Source organism: Nonomuraea sp. NPDC050022, assembly GCF_044460705.1.
Lineage (GTDB): Bacteria > Actinomycetota > Actinomycetes > Streptosporangiales > Streptosporangiaceae > Nonomuraea.
In genome coordinates, this window is sequence record NZ_JBITKE010000001.1 from 84,803 (window position 1) to 102,488 (window position 17,686).

Consider the following 17,686-nt stretch of genomic DNA (forward strand, 5'->3'; position numbering starts at 1 on the left):
GCGCCGGGGGCCTCAGCGTCGCGGGCTACGCCGGGGCCTCAGCGTCGTGAGCTGCGCCGGCGGCGGATGCCGTAGCCCAGCCAGGTCAGGCCGAACAGCAGCCCGCCCCCGATCACGATCGAGCCCACCGTACGGCTGGTGTCCGTCTGCTTCGACGCGGCCGAGTCGAGCAGCGGCGCCGTGGCCGGCGGACCGGTGACGACCGGTGAGGTGGTCACCTGCTGCGCGGGCAGCTCGACCGGCAGTGGATCGACGAGCTTGCCGACCGCCGTGACCTTGCCCCGGGCGGCGAAGCCCCAGTCGAGCAGGCTCGCCACCTCCTCCCAGAAGTACCCCTCATGCCGCATGATGGTCACGATGATCGTGTGGCCGCCACGTGTCGCGGCGCCGACGAAGCTGGCCTGGGCCTTGGACGTCCAGCCGTTCTTGACGCCGATCATGCCCTGGTAGCGCCACAGTAGTTTGTTGTGGTTGCTGATCTCGTAGTAGTTCTTGGGCGCCGGAAACTTGGCAACCTTTGTACCGATATATCGCCGGAAGTCGGGGTTGCCGAGGCCGGCTCGTGCGATGAGTGCCAGGTCGTACGCCGAGCTGCTCTGCCCCGGTTTGTCCAGCCCGCTGGGCGTCTTGGCCACCGTGTCGTTCGCCTGCAGGCGCTTGGCCTCGGCGTTCATGTCGCGCATGGTCTTGGACAGGCTGCCGTTCGTCTCGGCCAGGGCCATCGCCGCGTCGTTGCCCGACGACATCAGCAACGCCTTGAACAGGTCGTCGACCTTGTAGAGCGGCTTGGTCGTCAGGCCGACGGCGGTGCCCTCCTGGTCGACCGCGTTCCGGCTGGGCTTGACCTTGAGGTTCTTGTCCAGCTTGGGGATGAGCGTGAGCGCGGTGAGCGTCTTGAGCGTGCTGGCCGGCAGGTAGTGCCCGTGCGGGTCCTTGGCCGCGAGCACGTCGCCGGTCTCCAGATCGGCAATGACGTACGAGGTGGCCTTGGACTTCGGCGGTGCCTTGATGCCGGCGGGCCTCACCAAACCGTGACTGCCCAGCAGATCCCCACCGACGGGCTTCGGCGTCGGGGTGGTCGGGGAAGGAGTCGGTGTGGCATGGGCGGTCCCCGTGAGCGCGACCGTCGCGAGGAGTGCCGTGAGGAGTGCCGAGACGGGCACCGGTTTCATCAGCATGGCGGTCTCAGCGTAGCTTCGTGTCATTGCACATGTGCCGACACATCCCCTGATGATCGGCACCTGATACTAGAGAAGTGGTCATGTCGCGAAAGATCGCCGGATTCCTCATCGTGCTCGGCGTGTTCATGGTGTTCGAGTGGATCAACCTCGGGTTTAACCTGGCAGACGGCCATCCCACGAGCTTCTATGTGGTGCACGGCATCCTGATCGCGGTCAATCTCATACTCGCGATCGTCTTGGCCGTCATCGGCTGGAAGGGGCTCCGCAAAGCGCGCGGCGAGTGAGCCGGTGCAACTCGTCGGCCTCCTCGCGGGAGTCGCCGATCGTGGTGAAGCCGAGCTTGCCGTGTTCGGGGAGCGCCCCGAGCAGGTGGAAGACGTTTCCCGTACGACGGGTGTGATCGAAGCCGAGACCGAGCGCCTCGACCATCCGCACCACCTGGCCGGGGGAGCTGCCGCGCAGGCAGCCGGCCGCGCAGTTGTCGGTCGCGGTGTAGTACTTGGGCTGGTCACCGGCCATGAGCAGCCCGGTCCCCGGATCGTAGGAGGCGCCGGTGGTCAGCACCGCGGCGCCGAAGGGATGTGTGGTGCCGCCGATCCGCAGGTTGACCTCGCACAGCAGCGCCGCGTACCCGGCGTCGGTCTCCAGCGCGAAGAAGTCCATGCCGAACAGTCCCACCACGCCCCGCTCCGCCATCACGCGGGCGATCCGCTCGGCCGACGCGCCCACCTCGGCCCGGTACTCCGGCGCAGCGGGGAACGTACAGCCCTGGTAGACGTCCTGGTTGGCGCCGCCGAGCACCTGGTCGTGGGTGGCCACGACGCTGTACCGGCCGCCGGGCGTGATGCGGGCCAGCGCGCTGGGATAGTGCAGCGGGCGGTGTTCGATGAACTCCTCCACGACCGCGCCGCGTTCGCGGATCTTCGCGGTGAAGCTCTTCCAGGTCTCGCCGTACGCGGAGAAGCTCGTCCCCGGCAGATCGCCCTTGGGCACGATGGCGTTGCCGAGACCCGAGTAGCCGTCGTTCAGCTTGACCATCACCCGCTGGCCCGGCAGCGCCTCGATCGCGTCCTCGATCTCGGCCAGGGAGTGCAGATCTCCGAACCCGCGGGCCATCGGCACGCCGGCCTCCTGGCCGATCTCGCGGGAGCCGCTCTTGGAGCCGTAATAGGCGAGCGACGTGGCCGGGCCGTACACGGGAATGCCCAGCAGCGCGGCGAACTCCTCCTCCAGCTCGCTCAGCACGAACGGCACCATCCACGCGTCGCCGTCGATCGCCGCACGTACCTGCTCGACCATCTCGGGCCGCGAGAGCAGGGTCCTGGTCAGCGGCTGCGAGTGCGGGTCGTCGAGAGTGATCAGCCGCAGCCGTTTGGCGGCGTCATCCGGATCAGGCAGGAAGCCGAAATAGTAGGCGATGATGTCCGGATCGATGGGCGCGGAGGAGAGGTAGATCACTTTGACGCCGGGCTCGCGGAGCGTGAGGAGGAGGAAGAGCAGGCGCTCCTCGTAACATCTCGCACCGGTGATGCGGCGCAGCTCGTCCTGCGGAAGAGAGAGCGAGGGTACGACCACCAGGGTCCCCTCGCTCGGCTCGAAGATGCTCAACCCGGCATACTTCTCCCCGAACGGGATTTTAGTGATCATATTGCGAGTGAAACACGCATTCTACGCGAAAGCATCCATCGTCGGAGTGTCATGACCATGACGGGAGGTGACAGGATTGGAAAGCGCAGACCACGTTTGGAAGTCGTGTCCACGGGTCACCATCTAATGATCCCTTGTGACTATTTTCCGGGTCATCTGCGCGCTCACTCAGGGTAACGACCTGCGGTTACGGGCATGCAGCCGCCTGGCTTTCGGGGTTTCTGTCGGCGCGAAGCCACACGCAAGAGATAAAGTTGGAACATCGCCTTCGGGTTCATGGCCACCGCCGTGTTTCCGCAGTGGGTTGTCCTCAGGAGGGGATCACAACCCCGTGCTGACGATCTCTGGCACCGAAACCTGTGGGTGCGGCATTTTCGCCGGACGGCTGCTCTGACCGGACAGCCGGCCGCTGCGAGGCCAAAGGACGATTTACGGCGCTATAAGCCGTGTGACTTCAGGCAGTCGACGATCACATGGCAATTGGACGGGACGGTGACTCATGCGGGGACGTGAGCTTCGGGGGGAACTCGACGCGTTCCTGACGGAGACCGATCAGGAGTTGGTGGCATTCCGCCGCGACTTGCACATGCACCCTGAGCTGGCCTTCGCTGAATATCGCACGACTCAGCGCATCGCCGAGCGGCTCACCGCCGCCGGTCTGGTGCCGTCGGTGCTGCCACGCGGCACCGGCCTGATCTGCGACGTGGGCAGCGGAGACGGCCCCACGGTCGCGCTGCGCGCCGACATCGACGCGCTGCCGCTGCACGACGAGAAAGACGTGCCCTACCGCTCGACCGTCCCGGGCGCCTGCCACGCGTGCGGCCACGACGTGCACACCACGATCCTGCTCGGCACCTCGATCTTCCTCGCCCAGCAGGCCGCCGCGGGCCTGCTGCCCGGCCGGGTCCGCCTGATCTTCCAGCCCGCCGAGGAACTGCCCGGCGGCGCGCTCGAGGTCATGGCGCACGGCGGCATCAGCGGCGTGGAGCGCATCTTCGGCCTCCACTGCGACCCGCGCGTCGACCTCGGCCACGTCGGGCTCAAGCCCGGCCCGATCACCTCCGCCTGCGACAAGCTGGCCATCAGGGTGTCGGGCCCCGGCGGCCACACGGCCCGCCCGCACCTCACCGCCGACCTGGTCTTCGCCCTCGCCAAGATCCTCACCGAACTGCCCGCCGCGCTCTCGCGCCGGGTGGACCCGCGCTCCTCGCTCAGCCTGGTCTGGGGCAAGGTCCAGGCCGGTTCCGCGGCCAACGCGATCCCCGACGACGGCGTGGCCGAGGGGACCGTGCGCTGCCTCGACGAGAACGCCTGGCACGCGGCCCCCGACCTGATCAAGTCGCTGCTGGAGTCGGTCGCCGGCGCTTACGGGATCGACGCGACGATGGAATACACGCGCGGGGTGCCGCCCGTGGTCAACGACGAGATGAGCGTCGACATGCTGGCCGAGGCGGTCGAGCGGGCGCTGGGGCCGGGCGCGGTGGTGCCCACGCAGCAGTCGCTCGGCGGCGAGGACTTCGCCTGGTACCTCGAGTCGATCCCGGGGGCGCTGGCCCGGCTGGGCACGCGCTCGCCGGGCGGCGTGACGTACGACATCCACCAGGGAACCTTCGACATCGACGAGGCGGCGATCGGCATGGGCGTCCGCCTCATGGCCGCGACCGCCCTGACCGCGCTCTGGGAACCCGTCGTCGATTCCGTGCTCGCCTGAGTTTCACGGTCGGCAAGGGCCCGCCCCACCTGAGCGTCGGCACGGGCCCGCCCCACCGTACGTGCTTGATTTTCCTTTACGGGAAGCATGGGCCAGCCCCACCCTTCAGGGCGGGGCTGGCCTCTGTCCAGGGAAACGCTCCTCCGGCTTACGGGGTTGAGCGCCGTGACGTGCGCATTCTTGACCCCGGCCGCCCTATGGCCGGACCACCGGCAGGATCAGGGATGACCTGGCCGGGTTGACGGTGAACTTCGAGCCCTCCGGGTACCGGAGCGTGTAGTCGCGGTCGGTTGACGTGATGATCAGGCCGATCTTGTGGCCCTGGTCGAATCGGTAGTCCTTTGGTTGGAAGTCCCAGTTGAAGGTGTATTCCTGGGACGGTTTGACGCTCTCTGTCCGTGACGGGTCGTGGCGGTTTTTGATGTCCAGCCAGCCCCTTGAGACGATCTTGTAGGGCGTTGTGGCCGTGCCCAGCTTGCGCAATGTCGTGCAGCCCGTGTCGCCTGGGACGCCTTCCCCGTAGCAGAGGGTTTCGCCTGTTGGGACCAGGGTTCCGTCCGCTCTGGTGCCTGTGCCGTAGTCGACCAGCAGGGCCGTGAGGTAAGGGCTGGAGCCGCTCTCGCGGGCCGCTCGCAGCGAGATCGTCGGTGTGCCGGAGATCCGGACGGCGGCCGGCAGCTCCGGCGTCAGGTAGGCCAGGCGGTTGGGATCCGCGGCCGGGGCCGCCTCCACCAACTGTTCGGCGGTGCGGGTCTTCTGGTCGACGAAGGACTCGCGGGCCGCGTACTGCGGGAAGACATTCAGCTTCGAGCCGGAGCCGAGGTGCAGGGCCACTGGCTTGGTGGCCGGAAGTGGCCACGATGCGTGAGTGCCCCACTCGCCGGGGGCGATTTCGACGTCCGCCTGCGGCTCACGCATGATGCCGCTGTCGATGCCGTACAGCCAGTAGTCGAACCAGCCGTGCAGTTGCCGCAGCCACTCGACGGTGCGCAGGTTGAAGGGGTTCATGTGGGTGCCCTGGTGCAGCCAGATCTTGCGGGGCACGTGGCGCTTGGACAGGGCGTACCACCACTGGGCGAACTGCTTGGTCTTGACGTTCCAGTCGTTGAGGCCGTGCACGACGAAGACGCTGGCCTTCACCTTGTCGACGTCGTTGAGGTAGTTGCGGGCGTTCCAGAAGCGGCTGTAGTCGCCGCTCACCCGGTCCTGCCTCGCCGTCAGGTAGTCCATGACGGGCCCGCAGACCTGCTGCCCGTCGGCGCGGGTGAGCACGTACTTGGCCAGCACGTCCGCGTCCTCGCCCTGGAAGCCGCCCGCCGCCAGCACGCCGCCGTTGGCCCGGTAGTAGTCGTACCAGGAGGAGATCGCGGCGATGGGCACGATCGTCTTCAGCCCCTTGACGCCGGTCGAGGCGACCGCGTTGGGCAGTGTGCCGTTGTAGGAGACGCCGATCATGCCCACGTTCCCGGTCGACCAGGTGGCCGAGACGGGCGCGCCCTCCAGGGTGAACCCCTTCGCGCGGCCGTTCAGCCAGTCGATCGCGGCCTTCGGGCCGGCCGTCTCGTTGCGGTCGCCGGTGGTGGGGCAGCCGGTGGCGCGGCCGCTGCCCAGGTTCTCCACCAGCGCGATCGCGTAGCCGCGGGGCAGGAAGTAGTTGTCGTAGTAGCCGTCGAACGGCTCGGCCGCCAGCTTGTTCGCGTACGAGCGCAGGGTCGGCAGCGGGTTGCCGTTCTCGTCCACGTCCACCACGTGGTTCGGCACGTCGTTGCCGCCCGCGTAGTAGGGGCTGGCCTCCATGATGACCGGAACCTTCAGGCCCTCGTCGGTCTCCTTCGGGCGCAGGATGTCCACGGCGACGCGGTCCGGCAGGCCGTCGCTGTCGCTGTCGGTTCCGGCGACCTCGACGTACACCGTCTGCTTGACGGCGTCGGCGCGGGAGAAGACGGGCTGGGTGGCGTTGTTCTCGATCTTGATGGCTGGGGCGGCCGGTGTATCTGCTGAGGCGGGTGCCGCGCCCATGGCCGCGATGAGGACCGCGGCCATGGGCATGATCATGGCCTTCCAAAGATGCATGTAGGGCTCCAGGATGAAAATCCACCGTTGATCAGGAATCTCTGCCATGATCGACCTGACGGCAAGGGCCCCCCGGTGTCCAAAGTTGGGTAAAGCTTCCCGAGCCGGTCCCCAACCCGCATCCGCAGATTCAGGTCACGGACACGAGTGATGTCGATAACGGAGCGGTTGCGACCCTGTGTGCCGGTTTTGTCCGCCCTGGTCAACCAACTATCTTCCGTGCAGGGTTGCCGTACATTTCTTCGCGCCTGCGACGAAGTTTGACGGCGGGGAAATGGAAAGGAGTCGCCTTGCTCAGCAAGCGATTCGGCAGGATGGCGGCCGGTTCGATAGCGGGGGCCATGCTGATGGCGGCCGCGGCCTGTGGCGGCAGCGGCGGCACGGGAAGCGACGCCACGTCCAGCGCGGCGCCGACCTCCGGGGCCAGCAGCGAGGCGCCGAAGTCCGGCGCCCTCAAGGTCGGCCTCGCTTTCGACGTCGGCGGCCGTGGCGACAAGTCCTTCAATGACGCCGCCTACGCGGGCCTGGAGAAGGCCAAGACGGAGCTCAAGGCCGACATCAAGGAGCTGAGCCCCGCGGCCGACGGCTCCAACCGCGGCGAGCTCCTCCGCCAGCTGGCCGACGCGGGCTACAACCCGATCATCGGCGTCGGCTTCGCCTACGGTGACGACATCAAGAAGACGGCCGAGGAATACCCGGAGATCCAGTTCGCGGTCGTCGACTCCGCCTCGAACGCGGCCAACGTCACCGGCCTGCTGTTCGCCGAGGAGCAGGGCTCCTACCTGGCGGGCGTCGCCGCGGCGACCAAGGCCAAGAGCGGCCACGTCGGCTTCGTCGGCGGTGTCGAGAACGACCTGATCAAGAAGTTCCAGGCGGGCTTCGAGGCCGGTGTGAAGTCGGTCAAGAAGGACGCCAAGATCGACATCAAGTACCTCAGCCCCGACGGTGACTTCAGCGGCTTCAAGGCCCCCGACAAGGGCAAGGTCGCGGCCGAGAAGATGTACCAGGACGGCGCGGAGATCGTCTACCACGCCGCCGGCGACTCGGGCCTGGGCGTGTTCCAGGCGGCGGCCGCGGCCAAGAAGAAGGCCATCGGCGTCGACTCCGACCAGCGCCAGACGGTCAAGGAGACCGACCTGCAGTCGGTCATCATGACCTCGATGCTCAAGCGCGTGGACGTCGGCGTGTTCGAGTTCGTCAAGGCGTTCCAGGGTGGCGCCAAGGGTGGCAGCAACACCATCTACGACCTCAAGGTCGACGGCGTGGGCCTGGCCACCACCGGTGGCGAGATCGACGACATCAAGGACAAGCTGGACGCTGCCAAGCAGGACATCATCGACGGCAAAATCACGGTTCCGTCCAAGCCGTAATTGAGGTAGGAACGTTGACCGAGGGCCCGGAGTCCAGACCGACCCCGGGCCTTCGGCCTATCCGCTCTTGGAGACACCAGTGAGCGGAGCGATTGAGGAGCGGTGAGCGATCTGTGAACGCCGACACCCTCGCCGCGGTGCAACCCGCCGTCGAGCTGGAGGGCATCACCAAACGCTTCCCCGGCGTCGTCGCCAACCATGACATCCGCATCACCGTCCAACCTGGCACGGTGCACGCGATCGTGGGGGAGAACGGCGCGGGCAAGTCCACCCTGATGAAGATCCTTTACGGCATGCAGAAGCCGGACGAGGGCACGATCAAGGTGAACGGTGTGGAAGTGGCCTTCCGCACGCCGAGCGACGCCATCAACGCGGGCATCGGCATGGTCCACCAGCACTTCATGCTGGCCGACAACTTCACCGTGCTGGAGAACATCGTCCTCGGCGCCGAGCCGAAGAAGGGCGGCCGGCTCGACTCCGCCGGGGCCCGCGCGCGCATCAGCGAGCTGGCCGCCGGTCATGGCCTGCGGGTGGACCCCGACCGGCTGGTGGAAGACCTCGGCGTCGGTGACCGGCAGCGAGTGGAGATCCTCAAGGTCCTCTACCGTGGCGCGCGCATCCTGATCCTCGACGAGCCGACCGCGGTGCTCGTACCCCAGGAGGTCGACGAGCTCTTCGACAACCTGCGCGAGCTCAAGGCCGAGGGCCTGACGGTCATCTTCATCTCCCACAAGCTCGACGAGGTGCTCAGCATCGCCGACGCGATCACCGTGATCCGGCGCGGCACCACGGTCGCCAGCGTCGACCCCGGCGAGGTCACCGCGCGGCAGCTGGCCGAGCTCATGGTCGGCAGCGAGCTGCCCACGCCCGAGACGCGCGAGTCCACGGTGACCGATGAGATAGCGCTCAAGGTGTCCGGCCTGACCATGGAGGCCGACGGCTTCCGCCCGGTGCCCAAGGGCACCTCGATCCCCCTGTACGTGGCGAAACTCCGCGAGGAGGGCCGCCGGCTGCTCCTCGACGACGTGTCGTTCGAGATTCACAAGGGCGAGATCCTGGGCATCGCCGGGGTCGAGGGCAACGGCCAGTCCGAGCTGATCGAGGCCATCATGGGCATGCGGCCCGTGCACGGCGACATCTCGCTCGACGGCGCCGACATCAGCACCTGGACCACCCTCAAACGCCGCGAGTCGGGCATCGGCTACATTCCTGAGGACCGCCACCGCCAGGGTCTGCTGCTGGAGGCCTCGCTCTGGGAGAACCGGGTGCTCGGCCACCAGACCAGACCGCCCGCGCGCAAGGGCATCTGGGTCAACCGACGCTCGTCCAGGGCCGACACCGAACGCATCGTCAAGGAATACGACGTCCGTACACCGAGCGTCGACACGCTGGCGCTGGCCCTGTCGGGCGGCAACCAGCAGAAGTTGATCGTCGGGCGTGAGATGAGCAGCCAGCCGAAGTTCCTCATCGCCGCCCACCCCACCCGCGGCGTCGACGTGGGCGCCCAGGCCGCGATCTGGGACCACCTGCGTAACGCCAGGGCGGCGGGCTTGGCCGTACTCCTGATCTCGGCCGACCTCGACGAGCTCATCGGCCTGTCCGACACGCTGCGGGTGATCTACGGCGGGCGGCTCGTCGCCCACCTCGACCCGTCCGACGTCACCCCCGAGCGGTTGGGCGGCTACATGACCGGCGCCATCACCAGCACTGAGGAGACGTGATGCCCGCCGGGCTCTACCGGGCGCTACTGACCGTCGCCGGCGCCATCGCCGCCATCATCCTGGCGATCCTGATCTCCAGCGTCGCGATCATCGCGGCGGGGGCCAGCCCCGAGGCCGCGTTCGCCGCCTTCTTCGACTTCGGCGAGACCGAGCGGGCGGTGGTCAACGGCATCACGACCATGCTCAACCGGGCCGTGCCGCTGTACATCGCGGGCCTGGCCGTGGCCGTCGGCTTCCGCATGAACCTCTTCAACATCGGCGTCGAGGGCCAATATCGCATCGCGGCCATCTGCGCCGCGTACGTCGGCTCCACGTTCGTGGCGCCCGCCTGGATCCAGATCCCGGTGATCATCGTGGTGGCGATGGTCGTCGGCGGCTTCTACGCGCTGATCCCCGCCGTGATGAAGGTGACGAGGGGGGTGAACGAGGTCATCTCCACGATCATGCTGAACTACATCGCGATCAACCTGGCCGCCTTCCTCGTCCGCGGTCCCTTCACGGGGGAGCGCGCCAAAGGCGTGCTCACCACCACGACGCCCGCGCTGCCCGAGTCGGCCTGGTTCCCCAACCTCAACGTCCTGTTCGAGATGTTCGGGCTGCCCGCGCCCCGAGGTGGCGGTCTGTGGGGCTTCCTCCTGGTGGCCGTCCTGCTGGGCATCGGGCTCTGGGTGCTGCTGGAGCGGACCCGGTTCGGCTTCGAGGTCAAGGCCAGCGGCCTCAACGCCTCGGCCGCGCTGGCCTCCGGCGTCAGCCCGAAGAAGATGGTCATCTCCGCGATGGTGCTCTCCGGCGCGATCGCCGGGCTGATCGGCATGCCGGAGATCCTCGGCGACAAGCACTCCTTCGGCTCCAACTTCACTCCGGGCCTGGGCTTCCTGGGCATCGCCGTGGCGCTGCTCGGCCGGAACAAACCCGGTGGCATCGCCATCGCGGCGCTGCTGTTCGGCTTCCTGGACCATGCGCAGGGCCCGCTGCAGTTCGCCAATGTACCGCCGTCGGTCATCATGATCATGCAGGGCACGATCGTGCTGCTGGTGGTCATCGCCAACGAGATCACCAGCAGGATCGCGCTGCGGCGCGAGGAACGGCGGGCCGCTCAGCAGCTCGGCAGGAACACTCCCGTTGAGGTGACAGCATGACGAAGGTCAGCCGATACCACTTGGCGCTCATCGGCGTGGCCGTGCTCATCCTGGTCATGTCGCTGGTCCGCGTCATCTCCGGGCAGGACGACATCACCTCGTCCGGCACGTTCAACGCCGCCCTGATGCTGTCGGTGCCGATCGGCCTGGCCGGGCTCGGCGGCCTGTGGGCCGAGCGGGCGGGCGTGGTCAACATCGGCCTCGAAGGCATGATGGTGCTCGGCACCTGGTTCGCCGGCTGGGCCGGATACCAGTGGGGCTTCATGGCCGCGCTGGTCGCCGGGCTGATCGCCGGCGCGCTCGGCGGACTGATCCACGCGGTCGCGACCGTGACGTTCGGCGTCGACCACATCATCAGCGGCGTCGCCATCAACCTGCTCGGCCCCGGCATCACCCGCTTCCTGTCCGAGGTCCTCTACGGGGAGGGCACCCGCGCGGCCGCGGCGGGCGCGGGCATCACCACCTCGCCGGCCATGTCGTCGGAGGCGCCCGAGGTCAATCTGCCGCTGTTCGCGGCGGGTCCCGACTGGCTCGGCAGCCTGGAGCGCACCCACTGGTTCCTGGTCTCCGACGTCGCGGGCATCCTGCGCGGGCTCACCCACGAGGTGAACGTGCTGGTCATCCTGGCCGTGCTGCTGCTCCCGCTGACGTTCTTCGTGCTCTGGCGTACGGCGTTCGGCGTGCGGCTGCGCTCGGCGGGCGAGAACCCGTGGGCGGCCGAGTCGCTGGGCGTGAACGTCTACCTGATCAAGTACGTGGCCGTCGTCATCTCCGGCGCGTTCGCCGGGCTCGGCGGCGTGTTCCTGGTCTTCATCTCCACCAAGTACGTCGAGGGCCAGACGGCGGGCCGCGGGTTCATCGGTCTGGCCGCCATGATCTTCGGCAACTGGCGGCCCGGGGGGCTGGCCGCTGGCGCCTCGCTGTTCGGCTACGCCAGCGGCCTGCAACTGCGCAGCTCCGGGGCCGTGACGGCGTTCTTCCTGTTCGGCGCCATCCTGCTGCTCATCTACATCGGCACCAAGGTGCGCGCGCTGTTGTCGTCCGGCCAGCCGGCGGAGATGGTCACCAGGGGCGCCAGGGAGTACAACCTGATCGCGGCGGCCGCCGCCGGCACGATCGTACTGATCTGGCTGTGGCTGACCGTCGACAAGTTGCCGAACGAATTCGTCTTCATCACACCACACGTGCTCACGCTGCTCGTGCTCCTGGTGGCTTCGCAGCGACTGCGGATGCCCAAGGCCGACGGCGTGCGCTATCGCCGGGGGGAACAGCATTGAACGTCGACTGGGACGGCCTGCGCACGGAGGCCGTCGAGGCCATGCACAACGCGTACGCGCCCTACTCCAAGTTTCCCGTCGGCGCGGCGGCGCTCGTTGACGACGGCCGCGTCATCACCGGCTGCAACGTTGAGAACGCCTCCTACGGTCTGGGCCTGTGCGCCGAGTGCGGCCTGGTCTCGGCGCTGCACTCCTCGGGCGGCGGTCGGCTGGTGGCCTTCACCTGCGTGGACGGCCACGGGGAGCTGCTGATGCCGTGCGGGCGCTGCCGGCAGCTGCTCTTCGAGTTCGGCGGCGAGGAGTTGCTGGTCGAGACCGTGGACGGGCCGAAGCGGATGGCCGAGATCCTGCCCTACGCCTTCGGCCCCGACGACCTGTCGAGGTCGGCCTGATGGCCATGGACGTCATCGAGGTCATCGTCGCCAAGCGGGATGGTGGCGAGCTGACGGCCGCCCAGATCGACTGGGTGATCGACGCCTACACCCGCGGCGAGGTGGCCGACGAGCAGATGTCCGCGCTGGCCATGGCCATCCTGCTGAACGGCATGAACCGGCGCGAGATCGCCGGCTGGACGCAGGCGATGATCCGCTCGGGCGAGCGGATGGACTGGTCCGCGCTGGACCGGCCCACCGCCGACAAGCACTCCACCGGCGGCGTCGGCGACAAGATCACGCTGCCGCTCGCCCCGCTGGTGGCCGCGTGCGGTGCCTATGTCCCGCAGCTGTCGGGCCGCGGCCTCGGCCACACGGGCGGCACGCTGGACAAACTGGAGTCGATCCCCGGCTGGCGGGCCTCGCTGTCCAACGACGAGATGCTCTCGGTGCTGCGCTCGGCGGGCGCGGTCGTCTGCGCCGCCGGCTCGGGTCTCGCTCCCGCCGACAAGAAGCTGTACGCCCTGCGCGACGTCACCGGAACGGTCGAGTCGATCCCGCTCATCGCTTCGTCGATCATGTCGAAGAAGATCGCCGAGGGCACCGGGTCACTGGTGCTCGACGTCAAGGTGGGCTCGGGCGCGTTCATGAAGACGCCGGAGCGGGCCCGCGAGCTGGCCGAGACGATGGTCGCGCTGGGCACCGACGCGGGCGTGCGCACGGTCGCCCTGCTCACCGCCATGGACCGCCCCCTGGGCCGCGCCGTGGGCAACGCCCTGGAGGTCGAGGAGTCGGTCGAGGTCCTGGCGGGCGGCGGGCCGCCGGACGTCGTGGAGCTGACCGTACGGCTGGCGCGGGAGATGCTGGAGGCGGCCGGGATCTCCGGTCCTGACCCGGCGCGGGCGCTGGCGGACGGCTCGGCCATGGACGCCTGGCGCCGGATGATCACCGCCCAGGGCGGCGACCCGGACGCGATCCTGCCCAGGGCGGCCGAGACCATGGTGGTCGAGGCGCCTGACTCGGGGGTCCTGTCACGCCTGGACGCCTATGCCGTCGGGCTGGCGGCCTGGCGGTTGGGGGCGGGGCGGGCTCGTAAGGAGGATCCGGTGTCGTTCGGGGCGGGCATCGTGCTGCATGCCAAGCCGGGTGACCTCGTACGTGAGGGGCAGCCGCTGATGACGCTGCACGCGGACGAGACGGGTCGCTTCGAGCGGGCCCTGGCGGCGCTGCAGGGTGGCTACGAGGTCGGGACGGGCAGCGCCGAGGTGCTGCCTCTGGTGCTCGACCGGATTACGGCCCAGTAGGGGCGTCGGGGGACTTCAGCGTACGAGGACGGGTGCGTCGGCGAAGATGTCGGCGAGGACGGCGCGCTGCGTGGGCAGGGCCTCCTTGTGGCGCGCTCTCCCCGCCTCGGTGATGCAGACGAAGACGCCACGGCGGTCCTGGTCGCACACCCCGCGCGAGACCAGCTGAGCCTTCTCCAGCCGCGCCACGACCCTGGACAGCGCGCTCTGGCTCAGGTGAACCTCGTCACAGAGCTCCTGGATCCGGAGCTTCTTGTCGTGATGGACGATCCGGTCCAGCACCTCGAACTCGCTCGGCCCCAGGCCGTGCTTGTCACCCAGCTCGCGTTCCAGCGAGCACATCGCCTTGGCGTGCTTCGCCAGGACGTAGTGCCAGGTCCCGACCACGAACTCCTCGTCCATGTCGCGGAGGTTACCACTTCGCTAAAACTGATGCAACGGAATTAAATGCGTTTGCATTAGATGCGGATGCATGTAGTGTACTGACTCATGTCCTCTCACTCATCCCGTTGGGGCGCGCTCGCCGTGCTCTGTGCAGTGATCTTCCTTGACGCCCTTGACGTGTCGATGGTCGGCGTGGCGCTGCCCGCCATCCAGCACGACCTGGGCCTTTCTACCTCTTCTCTGCAGTGGGTTGTCAGCGGCTACGTGCTCGGTTATGGCGGTCTTCTGTTGCTGGGCGGCAGGACCGCCGACTTGCTCGGGCGACGCAGGGTGTTCCTGGTCGCGCTGGGTGTCTTCGCCGTGGCGTCGTTGCTCGGTGGTCTGGTGGACGACGGCGCTCTGCTGATCGCGGCCAGGTTCATCAAGGGGGTGGGCGCCGCCTTCACCGCGCCGGCCGCCCTTTCGATCATCACCACCACGTTTCCCGAGGGGCCTGAGCGCAACAAGGCGCTCAGCATCTTCACCGCGTGTGGCGCCAGTGGCTACTCGCTCGGACTGGTGCTGTCCGGCCTGCTGACCGAGATCGGCTGGCGGTGGACGCTGCTGATGCCGGTGCCGGTCGCGATCATCGCGCTGGTCGCGGCGCTCAGGGTGCTGCCGCGTGGCGAGGAGGAGCGGGCCGAAGGCGGCCACGACCTGATCGGCGCCGTGCTGATCACCGCCTCGATGCTGCTGCTCGTCTTCACCGTCGTCCAGGCGCCCGAGGCCGGCTGGACCTCGCTGCGCACGATCGGCTCGCTGGTCGCCGTCGCCGCGCTGCTCGGCCTGTTCGTCTTCGCCGAACTGCGGATGAAGCACCCGCTGGTCCGGCTGGGCATCCTGCGCTCCGGCTCGCTCGTCCGGGCGAACCTGGGGCTGCTCATCCTGATGGGCTCGTACGTGGCCTTCCAGTTCGTGGCCATGCAGTACTTCCAGAACCTGCTCGGCTGGTCGGCCCTGGGCACCGCGCTGGCGTTCCTGCCCGCCGGGGTGCTCGTCGCGATCACCTCGACCAAGATGGGCGACTTCGCCGACAGGTTCGGCACCACCAAGCTGACCATCATCGGCGCGGCGGCGCTGGCCGGTGGCTACGCGATGTTCCTGGGCATCGACGAGCACCCCAGCCTGGGCGGCCTGGTCATTCCCGGCATGCTGCTGCTGGGCATCGCGTTCGCGCTGTCCTTCGCGCCGCTGAACATCCAGGCCACCAACGGCGTGCACGACGACGAGCAGGGGCTGGCCTCCGGGCTGCTCAACACCTCCGGCCAGGTGGGTGGCGCGATCGTGCTCGCGGTGGTCTCGGCGGTGCTGACCTCGAACGGCACCACCCTGTCGATCGAGTCGCTCCGCTCAGCGATCGTGGTGTCGCTGGTGCTGGCGCTGGTCGGGGTGGCCATCTCGGCCACCGGGCTGCGGGTACGCAAGCCGGTGGCGGCCCCGCAGGAAGAGGCGAAGGTGTACGAGACGGTCTGACGTCCGATTCGTTGGCAGGGCCCCGCGCGGACCGCGCGGGGCCTTCTCGCTCTTTGTGCTTCCCACGCGTCGGCTATGGGTAGCCCATGTTCGTGCCACTGGCGCGCCGCGCCGCTTGTGATCCTCTGAACTGGGGAATCAATCTGCTATGCGCCCGCCACCCGCGCTCGGGCATCCGTCGCGACGCCGCCCGGCCCACGCCGCCGCTCTCGCTTGTCTGCTCGTACTGACGGCGTGCGGTACGGCCTCGCCAGGCGGCGCCGGGAGCGGCGCGACCACGAGCGCGTCAGCCGAGCCCACCGTCCCACCCAGGGTCGCCACCCCATCGACGTCACGCGGTCGGACCTCCACGTCCACGTCCACCTCCTCGTCCTCCTCCTCCATCTCTGTCGACACGGGCACGCGGAAGGCGGCGCCGACGAGCACGGTCGAGGTGGACGTACAGCACAACATCGGCGACCCGGCGGTCGTGCAGGGCGTCCGCTACGCCGCCCACGACACCTACGACCGCGTGGTGATCGACCTCAAGGGCTCCATACCCGGCTACAACGTCAAATGGGTGGACAAGCTACTGCAGGACGGCTCTGGCGAGGACTTCGACCTCCCCGGCGGCGCGTACCTCCAGCTGATCCTCGCGCCCGCCGACGCCCACGACGCCAAGGGCAGGCCCACCTGGAAGGGCGGCCCCATCTTCCCGGCCAACCTCGGCAACGTGACGCATGTGGTCAAGACCGGCGACTTCGAGGGGCGCGTCGGAGTCGGCCTCGTGCTCAACCATCAGGCGGCGTTCGAGCTGAAGGAGCAGTCCGATCCCGACCGGCTCGTCATCGACGTGGCACACTGACCTGGTGGTTAGAAAGATCGAAGCGGCAACCCGCGTCCCGGTGCCCGGCGGCAAGCTCATCGACGAGCACGTAGGCCGCGTCAACAGCGGCGACGAGGCGATCTCCATCGCCCACATGGTCGCCCCGCCCGGCTGGGACGAGCCCGCACAAACGCCCTCGTTCACCGAATACACCGTCGTCCTGCGCGGCAGGCTCCTGGTGGAACACGCCAACGGCACGACCGAGGTCACGGCGGGCCAGTCCATCGTCACGGACCCGGGCGAGAAGATCCGCTACAGCACCGGCCCGGACGGTGCCGAGTACATCGCCGTCTGCCTGCCCGCCTTCTCCCCGGACGGGGCCAACCGCGCCGAGGATTGACCGATCAGCGCGGATCACTCTCGGTTGATTGCCATCTCTAATCGCCACAGCCTGGCTTGGCTCGATGTTCACGGCGTTTTCGCAGCTCACATGGTGTGACGTGCTTTCGGGTCGAGCGAGGGCGCCCCTGGGCTTTCACCTTGCGTATACGGAGCGCTGATGCACTGAGCGCTGTCCGCCCGACGCTCTGCTCCACGCTGGGCATCCTGCTCGCCATCACCGCCTGGAACGAGTACTTCTGGTCGGCTATGGTGCTGCAGCGCTCCAACGCGGTGGTCCAGCTCGGCCTGCGCAGCTTCATGGGCACCGAAGGCAACGACTGGGGGCGCTGAAGGCCACCGCGGGGCTGGCCTGCCTGCCAGTGCTGGTGCTCTACCTGGTGCTGCAGCGGCACATCGTGAACGCGTTCGTCAGGTCGGGTCTGAAGTGATCAGGCGGTGACCTCGGTGCTCGGCGGCAGGCAGGACAGGAACGCCTCGACCAGCGGGCCATGGTCGGCCCGCCACACCGCGTACAGGGCGAGGATGGGCACCGGGTCGTAGAGCGGCAGCGAGACGACCCGCGGGCCGCCGGCCGCGCCGACGGACACCCGGCCACGCCCGCTGCGGCACCAGGTAGAGCACGAGCCAGGCGCACGCTACCTCGGCAGGGGCAGCAGGCGATGAACGCCCGGCGTCCTACGAGCGGCAAGTGTTGATCAAGAGCGTTGTAAGCCGATGTCTCTATTAATGGGCTGAAAAGTAATGGGCTGAAAAGCATGCGATGTGGGAGCTCACCGCACGCCGGGGCGC

17 protein-coding genes are annotated in these 17,686 nt (G+C 68.2%); 12 read left to right on the forward strand and 5 right to left on the reverse strand.

Going from position 1 to position 17,686, the window contains the following annotated elements; all coding sequences use genetic code 11:
* Nucleotides 1–38: 38 nt before the first annotated feature.
* Nucleotides 39–1,178, reverse strand: coding sequence for a D-alanyl-D-alanine carboxypeptidase (locus tag ACIBO2_RS00375; RefSeq protein ID WP_358548679.1), 1,140 nt, complete (start codon nt 1,176–1,178; stop codon nt 39–41).
* Nucleotides 1,179–1,261: 83 nt separating this feature from the next.
* Between ACIBO2_RS00375 and ACIBO2_RS00380 the strand changes: the two genes are divergently transcribed.
* Nucleotides 1,262–1,465 (forward strand): SCO4848 family membrane protein, encoded by a 204-nt coding sequence (locus ACIBO2_RS00380; RefSeq protein ID WP_357948621.1) that lies wholly within the window; start codon nt 1,262–1,264, stop codon nt 1,463–1,465.
* On the opposite strand, the gene ACIBO2_RS00385 is transcribed toward ACIBO2_RS00380, so the two are convergent.
* Nucleotides 1,425–2,828: a peptide ligase PGM1-related protein gene (locus tag ACIBO2_RS00385; protein WP_358548676.1), complete on the reverse strand. Its 1,404-nt coding sequence runs from the start codon at nt 2,826–2,828 to the stop codon at nt 1,425–1,427. The two genes, ACIBO2_RS00380 and ACIBO2_RS00385, sit on opposite strands and share 41 nt — an antisense overlap.
* 499 nt (nt 2,829–3,327) lie before the next feature.
* Between ACIBO2_RS00385 and ACIBO2_RS00390 the strand changes: the two genes are divergently transcribed.
* Nucleotides 3,328–4,539, forward strand: coding sequence for a M20 family metallopeptidase (locus ACIBO2_RS00390; RefSeq protein WP_358548674.1), 1,212 nt, complete (start codon nt 3,328–3,330; stop codon nt 4,537–4,539).
* 195 nt (nt 4,540–4,734) lie between these two features.
* Here the strand turns inward: ACIBO2_RS00390 and ACIBO2_RS00395 are convergent, their stop codons facing one another.
* Nucleotides 4,735–6,612 (reverse strand): Xaa-Pro dipeptidyl-peptidase, encoded by a 1,878-nt coding sequence (locus tag ACIBO2_RS00395; protein ID WP_397294599.1) that lies wholly within the window; start codon nt 6,610–6,612, stop codon nt 4,735–4,737.
* A gap of 290 nt (nt 6,613–6,902) precedes the next feature.
* On the opposite strand from ACIBO2_RS00395, the gene ACIBO2_RS00400 reads away from it, so the two are divergent.
* The 6 genes from ACIBO2_RS00400 (at nt 6,903) to ACIBO2_RS00425 (ending at nt 13,794) form a co-directional block, all read left to right on the forward strand.
* Nucleotides 6,903–7,982, forward strand: coding sequence for a BMP family ABC transporter substrate-binding protein (locus ACIBO2_RS00400; RefSeq protein WP_358548669.1), 1,080 nt, complete (start codon nt 6,903–6,905; stop codon nt 7,980–7,982).
* 113 nt (nt 7,983–8,095) lie between these two features.
* Complete coding sequence (locus ACIBO2_RS00405) at nt 8,096–9,703, forward strand: ABC transporter ATP-binding protein (RefSeq protein WP_358548666.1); 1,608 nt, start codon at nt 8,096–8,098, stop codon at nt 9,701–9,703.
* The gene (locus tag ACIBO2_RS00410; protein WP_397294601.1) at nt 9,703–10,842 is read left to right on the forward strand and encodes an ABC transporter permease; all 1,140 of its coding nucleotides are present in this window, start codon (nt 9,703–9,705) and stop codon (nt 10,840–10,842) included. Before ACIBO2_RS00405 ends, ACIBO2_RS00410 begins: the two co-directional genes overlap by 1 nt.
* On the forward strand, nt 10,839–12,119 hold the full coding sequence (locus tag ACIBO2_RS00415) for an ABC transporter permease (RefSeq protein ID WP_358548660.1): 1,281 nt from the start codon (nt 10,839–10,841) through the stop codon (nt 12,117–12,119). Before ACIBO2_RS00410 ends, ACIBO2_RS00415 begins: the two co-directional genes overlap by 4 nt.
* Nucleotides 12,116–12,511 (forward strand): cytidine deaminase, encoded by a 396-nt coding sequence (locus ACIBO2_RS00420; protein ID WP_358431638.1) that lies wholly within the window; start codon nt 12,116–12,118, stop codon nt 12,509–12,511. The genes ACIBO2_RS00415 and ACIBO2_RS00420 overlap by 4 nt, the downstream gene beginning before the upstream one ends.
* 5 nt (nt 12,512–12,516) lie before the next feature.
* Nucleotides 12,517–13,794, forward strand: a complete 1,278-nt coding sequence (locus ACIBO2_RS00425; protein WP_358548861.1) for a thymidine phosphorylase — start codon at nt 12,517–12,519, stop codon at nt 13,792–13,794.
* A 15-nt stretch (nt 13,795–13,809) separates the two neighbouring features.
* Here ACIBO2_RS00425 and ACIBO2_RS00430 read toward each other — a convergent pair whose 3' ends face one another.
* On the reverse strand, nt 13,810–14,196 hold the full coding sequence (locus ACIBO2_RS00430) for a MarR family transcriptional regulator (RefSeq protein WP_357650985.1): 387 nt from the start codon (nt 14,194–14,196) through the stop codon (nt 13,810–13,812).
* A gap of 135 nt (nt 14,197–14,331) precedes the next feature.
* Between ACIBO2_RS00430 and ACIBO2_RS00435 the strand changes: the two genes are divergently transcribed.
* The 4 genes from ACIBO2_RS00435 (at nt 14,332) to ACIBO2_RS00450 (ending at nt 17,227) form a co-directional block, all read left to right on the forward strand.
* On the forward strand, nt 14,332–15,690 hold the full coding sequence (locus tag ACIBO2_RS00435; protein ID WP_358548657.1) for an MFS transporter: 1,359 nt from the start codon (nt 14,332–14,334) through the stop codon (nt 15,688–15,690).
* 148 nt (nt 15,691–15,838) lie between these two features.
* The gene (locus ACIBO2_RS00440) at nt 15,839–16,534 is read left to right on the forward strand and encodes a hypothetical protein (RefSeq protein ID WP_358548654.1); all 696 of its coding nucleotides are present in this window, start codon (nt 15,839–15,841) and stop codon (nt 16,532–16,534) included.
* Between the two features lie 4 nt (nt 16,535–16,538).
* On the forward strand, nt 16,539–16,895 hold the full coding sequence (locus tag ACIBO2_RS00445) for a cupin (RefSeq protein ID WP_358548651.1): 357 nt from the start codon (nt 16,539–16,541) through the stop codon (nt 16,893–16,895).
* 140 nt (nt 16,896–17,035) lie between these two features.
* Nucleotides 17,036–17,227, forward strand: coding sequence for a hypothetical protein (locus ACIBO2_RS00450; RefSeq protein ID WP_358548649.1), 192 nt, complete (start codon nt 17,036–17,038; stop codon nt 17,225–17,227).
* A 98-nt stretch (nt 17,228–17,325) separates the two neighbouring features.
* On the opposite strand, the gene ACIBO2_RS00455 is transcribed toward ACIBO2_RS00450, so the two are convergent.
* Entirely contained in the window at nt 17,326–17,484 is a 159-nt protein-coding gene (locus ACIBO2_RS00455) for a hypothetical protein (protein WP_358548647.1), read from the reverse strand.
* Between the last annotated feature and the right edge of the window lie 202 nt (nt 17,485–17,686).

Bases quoted from the DNA above. Each gene is read 5' to 3' on its own strand.
- ACIBO2_RS00375 (WP_358548679.1), bottom strand. From the start codon at position 1,178: ATGCTGATGAAACCGGTGCCCGTCTCGGCACTCCTCACGGCACTCCTC.
- ACIBO2_RS00430 (WP_357650985.1), bottom strand. From the start codon at position 14,196: ATGGACGAGGAGTTCGTGGTCGGGACCTGGCACTACGTCCTGGCGAAG.
- ACIBO2_RS00390 (WP_358548674.1), top strand. From the start codon at position 3,328: ATGCGGGGACGTGAGCTTCGGGGGGAACTCGACGCGTTCCTGACGGAG.
- ACIBO2_RS00440 (WP_358548654.1), top strand. From the start codon at position 15,839: ATGCGCCCGCCACCCGCGCTCGGGCATCCGTCGCGACGCCGCCCGGCC.
- ACIBO2_RS00395 (WP_397294599.1), bottom strand. From the start codon at position 6,612: ATGCATCTTTGGAAGGCCATGATCATGCCCATGGCCGCGGTCCTCATC.
- ACIBO2_RS00380 (WP_357948621.1), top strand. From the start codon at position 1,262: ATGTCGCGAAAGATCGCCGGATTCCTCATCGTGCTCGGCGTGTTCATG.
- ACIBO2_RS00410 (WP_397294601.1), top strand. From the start codon at position 9,703: ATGCCCGCCGGGCTCTACCGGGCGCTACTGACCGTCGCCGGCGCCATC.
- ACIBO2_RS00415 (WP_358548660.1), top strand. From the start codon at position 10,839: ATGACGAAGGTCAGCCGATACCACTTGGCGCTCATCGGCGTGGCCGTG.
- ACIBO2_RS00425 (WP_358548861.1), top strand. From the start codon at position 12,517: ATGGACGTCATCGAGGTCATCGTCGCCAAGCGGGATGGTGGCGAGCTG.
- ACIBO2_RS00385 (WP_358548676.1), bottom strand. From the start codon at position 2,828: ATGATCACTAAAATCCCGTTCGGGGAGAAGTATGCCGGGTTGAGCATC.